Raw genomic sequence first — 12702 nt, forward strand, 5'->3', positions numbered from 1 at the left:
AATTTAAATAGGCATTTCCCTCTCTCTTAATTCCCTCAAACACTCCGCTAGCTTGATTGAGTCTCCATCGTCAAGTGCAGAAATCGCTAACAAACACAATTCCTTTAGGTGGCGTCCAGCTGCAAGTCTTTCATAGGGTAACTTTAAATTAGTGACACAAATTCTCCGAATCTTCCTACGAATACGCCCTTCCAACGTCACCATCTCCTCTCTGAGTCGCTCTTCTTCTGGTGTTAATTTTATTGACAATTTCATGTCAATATTTTAAACACATAATTTCGCTATTGCAAGGCCCCTTCTCTTTTTAAAAAGTGAGAAGATTTTCAATTTTGAAGCAATGGAGATTTCTGATCAAAACTGAAAACCTATTAGTTTCCCAGATTCCACATCCAGCTGTCGGCAGCAGCTTTCCAATCACCGATATGTTCTCCTGATTCCCAACGCCAACTTTTTATTCGCAAGCAATAATAAAAAACCTCTCCTTCTTCTTTGTCAAACTTATTTGTAATGAAGTACCTTTTTACTTCATTCCTAGTAGGCATCTCAAACCATAAATTTTCCCAATTTCTTGCTTTATAAATCATAGTATTTTGATTTGGTGAAGCATTAAACTTCCGGAAAGAAATCTTGTATTTCTCAGTAGTTATACCGGAGGGGGGCTTTCTTAAATTAAAAAATTAAAGGCACCAACGAAAGGCTTAAACATAAAACTCTGGGTCAATTCAAGAATATCTTAAAAAATTGATTCAAAAAAGAGCAAGTGTCCTCAAGATCAAGGAAAATCTCATCCCTTTATAGAATTGAAGTGAAAGGCTTTTAAAACCTTCAGAGACTTCTTAAGTATTTTCACTTTCTCTTTTTCAGTTCTCCATAATTTAACGTATAGCTTTTGATTTTCTTCTGTAGCTTTCAACCACCTCTCAACGAAATGGGAGATTAGCTCTTGCTCCTTTGGCTGATTAGTGGTTTGACAAAAAAGATACCTAACAAATTCTTCTGAGAATTGATAAATCATACCTGAAGGAACATCTAAAGCTTTAGCTACTTCTTGAATGGTTTCTTCTCCAACTTCCTTTTTCTGTTCTAAAAGACTTATTTTTTTCTGAGACCAATTAGCACCAAGTTCGAAGGCTAAAACTTCTTGCTTCATTCCAATCATTTCCCGAAGTCGTTTAATATTTCTTCCGTGATGTATAAGTGATTCCATATTCAAAAAAAAGAATTGATAAAAACTGATTTTCACTATGGCTTCCCAACTGGGGAATAACTCACAGGGGGATCAAAGTCCTAGAAAGGGGGATTACTCCTCCCCCTCCTGGTTAATTCCAAGGATGTAATTGGCTGCTTGGTGTGCCTTTTGAGCTGCATAGATCAGCATTTTTGGATCTTCCTTTAGTGGCTTAAACCAGCCTTTCAGATAAGCTAAGGAGTTTTTGAAATTGGCATCCATTATTCCGGCAAGGGCATTCAGAAAACTGGCTCCCATTTCGGCAATCAATTCCTCTTTTGAATATTCCACAGAACCAAAGCCAACCAAAGCCGGTCTTTCTGCAAATCTTCCTAGTCTGCTGTAATGGCCTGTGCTATGGATCATTTCATGAAAAAGAACAGAATAATATTGCTCGTCTCCATTGAAGGATTCCTTTTCCGGCATATTGATAAAATCTCTGGAAGGGCTGTAAAATGCCTCGTCTCCTTCATGAATAATATTCGGACAAGTGGTGTAGCCTGCAATGATGGATTCACAAGTTTCGATTGGGGAAAAAACCCTTTCCTCGGCACCTTCAATGGGAAAATTGATACCTTCTATTTGATCGATATTGAAAACCGTCCAGATAAAAGGAGTAAACTTCCTCCCAAAAAGATCCTCGCTTTCCCCTTCTTCATTGGTAGCCTTTCCTTTTACAAACTTGGAAATCTTCCAGAATACGACTTTAGAACCTTTTTCATCCTTCTTGACATTTCCACCAAGGTGCTTTGCCTGATTATAAGTAAGGAAATAGGGACTTTTGAATTTCTTGGATATGGTCACCCAGGCTAGCCAAAGTGCATTGAATCCCAAATAAGGACGGTTGGAAGCATAATTCTTCGGAGAGTTTTTAGGACTCCAAACTTGTTCCCAAGTAAGGTTTTCATTTTGGATACCTTTGATGATTTCGTTGGTGACGGTTTCCGCTAATTGGTTAAAATTTTCCCAAGCATTCATGGTTGTAGAGTTTTAAAGTGTGACAAAAAAGGATCGATAAAGCGATTATTGATTTGTTTATCAGCCACATAAAGCCCAGTTATATCCAAGGATATTAGGAAGATCGACCCGACACTTAATCCAAGATTTTTCCCGAGTACAAGGGGTAAATTTTTGGAAGTGAAGGGCGATATGTGGGCGTGAAGTGACATTTTTTTATCCACTGGTATTGAGGTTCTGACCGACATGCAACCCATAGAGTGTGGTTCTGCATAAGGCAAAAGCCTGGGATAAAAAACTGGGAGGCAGTCCGTAGGAGACCCTGTTTTTTTAGATCAGGGCGGAGCGCACTTTTGACTGTTGCAGGTTCGCACTCAACCTTTGCATCGTCGTGTCATTCACCGAAGACCGGGGGATTGAGAAGAAAAAAATGGAACGGAGCGCTGACCGACCGAAACGGATAAAAATCTCGATGTACTTGGAAGAAAAATCGGAAAAAGGCTTGCCCCCCAAAGAAGGCTCGGGCTACGGCTTCACGAAACGGCCTTCCCAAGTCCCAGGCTTGCCGGGACTTAGAAAGAAGGGTAAGTGTAATGAAGCGGTAGCCGTGGGGAGTGAAAGCCCTTTCCTTGAGTGAAGAGCAAGGAGCTGTCATTTGAAAATGGCGCGAATGAATCGAAACGAAAGGAGTGGGCGAAACGGGGGAAATGACTTAGGGATGGAATTGAAAATCCATTTGAAAACGAGTCTTTAACTTCAACCGGTTGAAAAAGTAACCCAACCTTAGGAATGCCAACCTTCAGCTAAAGAAAAAGAGGATTGCAAGTACACCTGATTGAACTTTGGGTTAAGAGCGCTGTATTCTTACAGCGTTCAAAATTGCCAGCAATGCCACTCCAACGTCGGCAAAGACTGCTTCCCACATGGTGGCTATACCTCCGGCTCCAAGTGCCAGTACAATAACCTTCACTCCAAAAGCCAAGCTGATATTTTGCCATACGATCCGTTTTGTCTGCTTGCCTAACTGAATAGCAGTAGCAATTTTTGAGGGCTGGTCAGTCTGAATCACAACATCAGCTGTCTCAATGGCTGCATCACTACCCAAACCACCCATTGCAATTCCCACATCGGCCAGAGCAAGGACAGGAGCATCATTGATACCGTCCCCCACAAAAGCAATGACCCGGCTGGCATCTTTTTTCAGTTCTTCTACCTTTTCCACCTTTTGCTCAGGCAGCAGATCACCAAAGGCTTTATCTATTCCGAGTGATTTTGCCACCTGTTGGGTCACTGCATTCTTATCTCCTGACAGCATGATCAGTTCCCGAACTCCTAATTTGTGTAGTTCATTGATGGACTGAACAGCATCTTCTTTCAGTTCATCCGCGATCACTAGATATCCCGCATATTTTTGGTCTACTGCTACATGGATAACGGTATTGACCTCCCTGGCTGCATCAGTATGGGTAACAATCCCTTCCTTATCCAGCAGTTTTTGATTGCCTACCAGCACATGCTTGCCATTTACAATTCCTTTCAGTCCGTGCCCGGCAATTTCCTCCTGTTGTTCGGGTTCTGAAATTTCTCTTCCTTGCTTTTTAGCATACTCTGTAATGGCTTTTGCGATGGGATGGGTGGATTTGCTTTCCATTGCTGCTGTCAGACTAAGCCAATCAAGTGTAATTCCCTCCATGGTCACGGCTTTCTGAACTTCAAACACTCCCTTTGTAAGTGTGCCTGTTTTGTCCATCACCACGGTAGTAACGCTGGTCATGAGGTCAAGAAAGTTGGAACCTTTAAACAGTATGCCTTTTCGGGAGGCTGCACCAATCCCTCCGAAATAACCAAGTGGGATAGAAACAACCAACGCACAGGGGCATGAGATCACCAAAAAGATCAAGGCCCGATAAAGCCATGCTTCAAACATATAGTCTTCCAAAAAGAAATAAGGCAAGAAGGCCAGGCCGATGGCCAGAAAGGTGACAATGGGTGTATAGACCCGTGCAAACTTACGGATGAACTGTTCAGTTTTTGCCTTGCGTGAGGTGGCATTCTGGACTAGCTCAAGGATGCGGGCAATTGAACTTTCATTGAACCGTCTGATAACTTTCAATTCAATCAGCCTATCGAGGTTCACCATCCCAGCAAGCACATTTTCTCCTTTGTTGTAGGTCGCAGGTTTGCTTTCGCCAGTTAGGGCCGAGGTATTAAAGCTGCCTTTTTCACTGATCATTTCCCCATCGAGGGGTACTTTTTCTCCGGGTTTAACCTGGATGGTTTCCCCAATTTGTACTTCCTCGGGGTGTACGGACACCGTTTGCCCACCTCTATAAACCGAAGCCGAATCGGGGCGGATGTCCAACAGGGCTTTGATGTTTCGCTTGGCCCGGTTCACGGCCGCATCCTGAAACAACTCACCGATGGCATAGAAAAGCATCACCGCAACCGCCTCTGGATATTCCCCTATGGCAAAAGCCCCCAATGTGGCTATGCCCATGAGGAAAAATTCAGTGAACACATCACTTTTTAAGATGGACTTCCAGCCTTTGACCAACACCGGCCATCCCACGGGCAAATAGGCCAGCACATACCAGCCAATGCGAATCCATCCCTGGAAAATTGCAGGCTGTCCCAACTGGTCAGCGGCAATTCCAGCAAGTAGCATGACAAAGCTCACCATACCACTTCCCCAAGTTTGCAGAAAAGTTGGAGAGGTTTTTTCCTCTTCCTTTTTTGGTTTGCCTGGATGCTGGTCAGTGCTGCAGCAGGCTTTATCGTCTAAGTGATTTGTATTTGTCATCGTCTAATCTGTTTTAATCTGTGAAAAAGGAAATGATGCCAGTGAGAATAAGTATGCCACCGGAAATCAGTCCTGCATTATGTTCCAATTTGTGCCAGTTGAATCGGTGCAGCCCTTTTTGGGCCAGGTAAACCCAAAAAGTAATCCCGAACACAGAAACAATGGTGTAGAGTAGTCCCACAGCTAGGATCATTGGAAAGCCATGAGTTCCTGCCATAAGGAAGTAGGCTTCAATTTCCAGGCAGGGCGAAAGAAACATGGTAAATACCAGCAAAGTCACAACCTGCGCTGCTCCTGCTTTTTCCAGCTTTTGTTTTTCAGCAATGTGAAAGTGGTGGTGACGGTGGTGTTGAATGACAAAATAAAAGCCGATGGCTATAAGCAATCCAGGAATGACCCAACGGGTGTAAGTGTGTAGGTTTTCAGAAAGTGACAAGCTGAACAAACCCAAAAACACTCCTAACAAAAAGGTGCTCAGCGAGTGAGCCAAAGCTGCCATCGCTGCAATGCGAACCGTCTTGATTCCCTCCCATCCAAACTTTTCTTTCAGGGCCAGCACCGGCAGCCAATGGCTGGGAATCAGTCCATGAAGGAGACTGAGCATAATGGTACCGGTGAGTAGAGCGGTCATTCTTTAGGACTATTTTATTTTTTGAACTGATTTATTATTGCCTTCAGATCTGCTGGTATTTCCATAGGCAAGAGAGGCGGAACATTGGCGCCTCCAGTATTACCTACAGGTATTTTCCCTACAAAGGATTTTACTCCACCTACAAAGAGCCTGAGAATCTGACCCCGTATTTCCTTCCAGTCTTTGATTTTAAAACCAAACCGAAGCATGAGCCAATGCACTTCAGAGTGCTGGTAAGGATAGGGCTGACCAAGGATGTGGGCCCTTTCCAGATGCTGCCAAGCTTCCCGTAAAAACCACTTCCCCAGTTTATCCCGATATGCATCCAGTTCTTTTTGATAATGTGGCTTTAAGCCTTTCGGCATGGTGGTATTAAATTTCATATGCTCCTAATCATCCTAAGTTGTGAGGTTTTCCATGATGCATGGTTTCATTTCATTGGATGTTTGACTTAAAATTACTAGTAAACCCAATGCATAGTACTTGCAATATTCATCCTGCACATTTCCCGCAAATCCCCTTTACTACCAAGTTGGCTTCTTCCCCTTTGAACATGCTTGGCAGTTCAATTTCCGGGATTTTATACTTGGGCAAACAGAAGGTTTCGCTACACACCCGACAATGAAAATGCACATGCAGGTCCCTTTCGATATTACACTCGCATCCCTCTTCGCATAGGGCGTATTTAGGCGCTCCGGTACCGTCATCGATACTGTGCACCAGTCCATTTTCCTGAAAGGTTTTCAGGGTGCGGAATAGTGTCACCCGGTCTGACTTTTCAAAGGCCTTTTCCAAGTCGGAAAGGCTGATGGCCGTCTCTTGACCTGCCAGTGCTTCCAACACCAACAGCCTCATGGCTGTTGGTCGGATGTCTTTCTGCTTGAGTTTATCTTCGAGTTCTTTGATCATAAGGATGATTCATTTTAATGTGCGTGTCCTTCTCCTTCTTCTTCGGTATTTTTGGCTTTAGCCAACAAGGTGAAAGCACCTTTGGTGACCACTTGAAGGGCACTTAGGTCCTTTTCTGAATCGGCCAAAGAAATCTGGGTATAGCCATCTTCGGTATATCCTTTGATGACTTCCATCATTTCAAAATCATGAACGGTTGCACCGTTTTCTGTTTTTTCTCCTGTATAGGCAAAGACATATTGTTTTCCACCAAACCGAACGATTCCTTCCTCTTGGATAGCCAACACTTCGTTGCTGTCGGTTTCGATCCTTGCAGCTATATACATTCCCGGCTTCAAATCTTCGTGCATCTTTTCTAAGTGGCCATGTACAGTCACCGACCGGTCTTCCCGCACTCCGCTACCTATCAGAAATACTTCTGCTTCCCGCCATTCTTCAGGAGAATTCGCCAATGCAAAGCGGATCCGTTGTCCTTCCTGCACTCTGGGGATGTCGTTTTCATACACGGTAAGTTCCACATGCAGGTCTTCGGCATTGGTAATGTCCATGATCACATCTTGCGGGTTGATGTATTTGCCCACATTGGTATAAATCTCCCGAACGGCACCGTTAACCGGAGCGAAAATATTTACAGAAGCCGAGATATTTCCTTCGCGGATTTTTGCCGGATTGAAGCCAATGAGCTTCAATCGTTCTTCCATAGTTTTAATCCGGGCTTCATTAGCCAGAAAGTCACTTTTGGCTTGCTGAAATGTTTTACCAGAAGCTACTTTTTCATCAAACAGCTCCTTCTGACGGTCAAATTCGGCTTTCAGAAATTCCTGTTTGGCCAGACTCTCCAGGTATTCTTGTTGAAACTGGATGAACTCCGGATTTTCAATTACCACCAATAACTGACCTTTTTTAACCTTTGTGCCAGGCAGCATTTCAGTGTATTTCACAAAGCCTCCATAGGGCATATGGATGGAAATATTGCTTTGCGGGGGCACGTCAATCACCCCGTTGACCCGGAGTTCCGAACCAATAACCCGCTTCTCAAGGCTTCCGAATTTGATGCCTGCCTGCTCAAACTGCGCTTTGGTAAGTTCCACTGTATTCTCACTTTCTGTATGATTCACCTCAATGACTTCCTCATCTTGTGGTCCGCAGGAGGAAATGGTCAACCCCAGGAGAAGAGCCATTGAAGTTTTGCTGATGTATTTGAATATATTTTTCATTGTTGAATGTCTTTTTATTGAACGCCTGAAATGAACTCGATCTGGATAACAGTCTGATTGTACTGGTTGAGAATGTCCAGGTAATTAAACCGGACAGCCAATGCCCGGTTAAGTCCCTGAATGTATTCCACGTAGCCGATTTCCCCGCTTTCAAATCCTTTTTGAGCCTGTTTAAGAATTAGCTCTGCCTGAGGCAGTGCGTTTTGCTCATAATACTCAAGGCTGGTCTGAAATTTTTGGTACTGCTGAATGAGTGAGTTTAGCCTGCCTTGAAGTTGGTTTGTCACCGCTTGCAGCCGTGCTTCGCTTTCCTGCTTTTTCAATTCGGCCGCTTTGATGGCCGATGCTTGGGACTTCGCCCCAAAAATGGGGATGGCCATTCCCACTTGAAATCCGGTGAACCGGTCGCTGGAGGTAAAAGTGACGGGGTTACCATCCAAATCCTGATTAGGTCCATTGAGGGACTGGTTGAAATACCCTGCCGAAAGGTCGGGTAAGAACTTTGCCTTCTCCACCGATTTCTCTTTTTCGGCTACTTCCATTTGTTGGCGAAACCAGGCAAGTGTAGGATTGTTGGCAATTCCTTGCGTATCGAGAAGTACATTGCTCTCCCTTGCTTCCAGATAGCCCATGGCGATATCCCCAATACTATCCAGATTAAGCAAGGTTTGCAGCTGTGTCCTGTGGATTTCGATATCCGACTGGTTTTGCTGAAGCATGGCCTTGAGTTCTGCTACTTGGGACTCCGCAGTTGCTTTTTCAAGCAAATTGGTTTCCCCGGTTTGATAGCGGAGACTGGCCACTTGGACAAATCTCTCGTAAATTTCATCTTGCTCCTGCAGTAATTGTTGTTTGCTTTTTTCCAGCCACAACAAATACCAGGAAACCTTTACTTGCTGAACCAGTTCGTTTTGGGTAGCCGAATGCATCCATTCACTCGCTTCAATCCGTGCTTTGGCCAATTTCTTTTGATTGGCATAAACCGTGGGAAATTCCATGGATTGGGAGATGTTGAACTGATTGTCATTGTTGTAAATGCTGTTGTACTGTCCGTGAGTGAGGCTAAAATTGGTTTTAGCCATATTCCAGCTGGTCCCTTTCAGCTCCCTTTCCTGCTGGGTTTGCAAGTCTGCTGCTTTCAGGGTTGGATTGTTTTGGATCGCAACTTGAATGGCTTCATCCAATGACTGATAGCTGACCAGAGAATCCTGCGCCTTGGCTTTAGGCATCTGAACACAAAGCAAGCCGATAGCCAAAAGTGGAACAATTGCCCCTGGTTTCATCTTTATCCCTCTTTCAAAATAATAGTACAGGATAGGCAGCACAACCAATGTCAGAAAGGTAGCCGTGATCAAACCGCCAATCACTACAGTGGCCAGTGGACGCTGGACTTCTGCACCACCGGACTGGGACAGAGCCATCGGCAGAAAGCCCATGGAAGCCACGGCAGCCGTCATGATTACCGGTCGCAGACGTACACTCGTGCCTTTGTAAATCCGTTCGAAAATATCAGATACACCTTCTTTTTTCAGGTGATTGAATTCACCAATGAGGACAATGCCATTCAGCACTGCTACCCCAAATAAAGCAATGAAACCAACGCCTGCAGAAATACTGAATGGCATATCCCTGAGCCATAAAGCGAAGATTCCCCCAATGGCAGAAAGTGGGATGGCTGTGAAAATGAGGATGCCCTGCTTAATGGAACCGAAAGTGAAATAGAGTAACACAAATATCAATAGCAGGGCTAGAGGCACAGCTAAGGAGAGTCGTTCACGGGCTTCAACCAGGTTTTCAAACTGCCCACCGTAAGACACGGTGTAGCCGGGTGCAAATACGACCGTCTCTTCAATTTTCTGCTGAAGCTCTGTTACTATGCTTTCCACATCCCGGTTACGTACATTGAATGCTACAATGATCCGTCTGCGGGTGTCGTCTCGTTGGATTTGGTAAGGACCTTCCTGGATTTCCACTTCGGCCACCTGATAGAGCGGTATTTGGTGTCCATCCTTCCTAGCGATGTAAAGGTTCTGAACGGACTCTACATCCTCCCGATTGGTCTTATCCAATCGGACCACCAGGTCAAAGCGTCTTTCGTTTTCGTAAACCAGCCCTGCAGACGCTCCGGCAAAGGCAGCCTGGACCGAGCGGTTTACATCCCGGATGGTCAGGCCGTATTTGGCCAATTGATCCCGTTTGTAATTAATGACAATCTGCGGAACACCGGTTACCTCTTCTATATACAAATCTTGAGCACCTTCCACACCGGAAGCCAGCCGTCCTATCTGTTCGGCATATTCCGAAAGCTCATTGAGATCCTCTCCGTATATCTTAACCGCTACATCCTGCCGAACCCCAGTCATGAGTTCGTTAAAGCGCATCTGGATGGGTTGCTGAAATCCGAAAGTAACTCCCGGAATGACCTCCAGAGCTTCGGCCATTTTGTTGGCTAATTCTTCCCTGTTAGAGGCAGAGACCCATTCATCTTTGTTTTCCAGAATCACCATCATGTCAGCAGCTTCTACCGGCATGGGATCAGTTGGGATTTCTCCTGCACCAATTTTAGATACTACCTGCTTTACTTCCGGGAACTGTTCTAGTAGAATTTTTTCTGCCTGAGTCGTTGCCTGGATGGTGTTTTCAAGCGAGCTGCCAGTCATCACCCTCGTTTCTACAGCAAAGTCTCCTTCCTCTAGGGTTGGAATAAATTCCCCACCCATATTGGAAAAGACCCAAAAGGAAGCCAGAAACAAGCCCGCAGTCAGGATTAAGATCAGCGGCCTTTTGTGCATTGACCAACGGATAGCCGGATCGTACAATCTGTGGAAAAAAGCCATGAGCTTGTCCGAAATATTGGGCTTGTAATCAGTGTTCTTGCTCAGAACCAGTGCTGACATCATCGGCACATAGGTTAGCGAAAGGATAAATGCTCCCAGAATGGCAAAACTCACCGTCTGTGCCATAGGGCCAAACATTTTTCCCTCAATCCCCACTAAAGCAAGAATGGGGAGGTACACGATTAAAATGATGATTTCTCCGAATGCGGCGGAATTCCGGATTTTGCTGGCCGACTGGTACACTTCCTCGTCCATTTCATTCTGGGTCAGCTTTCTTCCCAGTTTCAACAAGCCCAAATGATGCAACGTGGCCTCTACAATGATGACCGCCCCATCCACGATCAACCCAAAATCAATAGCGCCCAAGCTCATCAGGTTACCCGACACGCCAAAGAAGTTCATCATTCCAAAAGCAAAAAGGAGCGCAAGGGGAATGACCGAGGCTACAATCAAACCTGCACGGAGATTTCCCAAGAGCAGCAACAAAACAAAGATCACGATCAAGGCACCTTCAGCCAGGTTTTTGCTCACCGTACCAATGGCAGTGTTTACCAATTTTGTTCGGTCCAGGAAGGGCTCGATGGTTACTCCCTCCGGCAATGTTTTTTGTATCTCAGCAATTCGACTCTTTACATTCTCAATTACTTCCGCGGAGTTTTCTCCCTTTAGCATCATCACAATGGCACTCACCACCTCACCCTCACCGTCTCGGGTAGTGGCTCCATACCGCACTGAATTACCAAGCTTTACCTCAGCCACATCCTTTATGAGAACCGGAATTCCATCCGGATTATTTTTGATGAGCATGTTTCGGATGTCGTCCATGTCGCTCACCAGGCCTTCACTTCGGATAAAATAGGCGCTGAGGTTTTTTTCAATGTAAGCCCCTCCGGTATTCTCGTTGTTTTCTTCCAGTGCCTGGAAAATATCGGCAATGGAAACGTTCATGGCCTTTAGTCTATCCGGGTCTATGGCGATTTCATATTGTTTAAGGTAACCGCCAAAGCTGCTCACATCCGCAACCCCTGGAGTACCGAGTAATTGCCTTCGGACAATCCAGTCCTGAATCGTACGAAGTTCACGGGCATCGTATTGATCTTCATAACCCTTCTCGGTTCCCACCACATATTGATAGATTTCTCCGAGTCCGGTAGTGATGGGAGCCATGCCCGGCTGACCTACACCCGGAGGGATTTGTGCTTGTACATCGGTCAGCCTTTCACTTACCTGCTGACGAGCCCAATACACATCCACATCTTCTTTAAACACGATGGTCACCACAGACAAACCAAAGCGGGAAAAGGAACGAATCTCCTCCAACTCCGGGATGGTTGCCATGGTAATTTCGATGGGGAATGTAATTAAACGTTCTACCTCCTCAGCTGCCAGAGATGGGGAGGAGGTGATGACCTGAACCTGATTGTTAGTAATATCCGGTACGGCATCAATGGGAAGTCTCGAAAGGGAGTAGCCTCCCCAAATGATCAAACCAAGCGTGAGCAGGCCTATGATCAGTTTGTTTTTGACTGAAAATTGAATGATTTTATCCAGCATTTTTTAGCATTTATGAATCTGATTTTTTGGATAGACAGGGCAGAAAAAGCCCTTGAATTTTGAGCTGGGGGAGTAAATTGAAAATGCAGGATCACCTCCATGCAACAGCTTGGAAGTAATAACTACTTCAATTTAAATGTCCGGAAAATCAGGCCTTGGGCGGCTGGAATGGGGATTCGGGGTGTTCAGAGCAGAGTGAGAAGCTGTAAAAACCTGTCTGAGTAAGTGTGAAAAAGGATTGGGTGGGTATTTCCACTTTTTCCATTAAAGGGGTAATAAAAATGGAGCCATGGGAACACTGATGCTGGTCATGGAAGGGTAAGTTCTTGTCATGCTCGTCATCATGGTGGTGGTCTTCTTCATTTTGACCGTCTCCATAATGGAAATCAAGAAATTCCAGAAATGAAGTTCCGTCGTGTTCAGACTGCTCCTCGTAGTGTTCAAAAAGTACTGGAAGCTTTGGCAATTCACAGCATAAATCCATAGTAGGCCCCAATGCCTGGATCAGGAACAGAAAACCTAACGATATGGAAAGAATGAATTTCATTTGCCTGCAAAGGAACACAATA

At 45.0% G+C, this 12702-nt stretch carries 10 protein-coding genes; all 10 read right to left on the reverse strand.

Annotated features, from left to right (window positions below):
• Positions 1–368: 368 nt before the first annotated feature.
• Positions 369–584 (reverse strand): hypothetical protein, encoded by a 216-nt coding sequence (locus tag B2906_RS13015; RefSeq protein ID WP_286940002.1) that lies wholly within the window; start codon positions 582–584, stop codon positions 369–371.
• Between the two features lie 200 nt (positions 585–784).
• A complete protein-coding gene (locus B2906_RS13020; protein ID WP_286940003.1) occupies positions 785–1207 on the reverse strand; it encodes a helix-turn-helix domain-containing protein in 423 nt (140 codons plus the stop codon).
• Between the two features lie 93 nt (positions 1208–1300).
• Complete coding sequence (locus B2906_RS13025) at positions 1301–2206, reverse strand: ArdC family protein (protein WP_286940005.1); 906 nt, start codon at positions 2204–2206, stop codon at positions 1301–1303.
• An 826-nt stretch (positions 2207–3032) separates the two neighbouring features.
• On the reverse strand, positions 3033–4985 hold the full coding sequence (locus tag B2906_RS13030) for a heavy metal translocating P-type ATPase (protein WP_286940006.1): 1953 nt from the start codon (positions 4983–4985) through the stop codon (positions 3033–3035).
• A gap of 13 nt (positions 4986–4998) precedes the next feature.
• Complete coding sequence (locus B2906_RS13035) at positions 4999–5616, reverse strand: hypothetical protein (RefSeq protein WP_146250844.1); 618 nt, start codon at positions 5614–5616, stop codon at positions 4999–5001.
• A 14-nt stretch (positions 5617–5630) separates the two neighbouring features.
• Positions 5631–5999, reverse strand: coding sequence for a DUF3703 domain-containing protein (locus tag B2906_RS13040; protein ID WP_111390979.1), 369 nt, complete (start codon positions 5997–5999; stop codon positions 5631–5633).
• Positions 6000–6108: 109 nt separating this feature from the next.
• A complete protein-coding gene (locus B2906_RS13045; RefSeq protein ID WP_111390978.1) occupies positions 6109–6525 on the reverse strand; it encodes a Fur family transcriptional regulator in 417 nt (138 codons plus the stop codon).
• 14 nt (positions 6526–6539) lie between these two features.
• Positions 6540–7742, reverse strand: a complete 1203-nt coding sequence (locus tag B2906_RS13050) for an efflux RND transporter periplasmic adaptor subunit (RefSeq protein WP_103923853.1) — start codon at positions 7740–7742, stop codon at positions 6540–6542.
• A gap of 14 nt (positions 7743–7756) precedes the next feature.
• Complete coding sequence (locus B2906_RS13055) at positions 7757–12133, reverse strand: CusA/CzcA family heavy metal efflux RND transporter (RefSeq protein ID WP_286940011.1); 4377 nt, start codon at positions 12131–12133, stop codon at positions 7757–7759.
• Positions 12134–12281: 148 nt separating this feature from the next.
• A complete protein-coding gene (locus B2906_RS13060) occupies positions 12282–12680 on the reverse strand; it encodes a hypothetical protein (protein WP_111390975.1) in 399 nt (132 codons plus the stop codon).
• Between the last annotated feature and the right edge of the window lie 22 nt (positions 12681–12702).

Source organism: Algoriphagus sp. UBA3586 (assembly GCF_002376385.1).
Classification (GTDB): domain Bacteria; phylum Bacteroidota; class Bacteroidia; order Cytophagales; family Cyclobacteriaceae; genus Algoriphagus; species Algoriphagus ornithinivorans.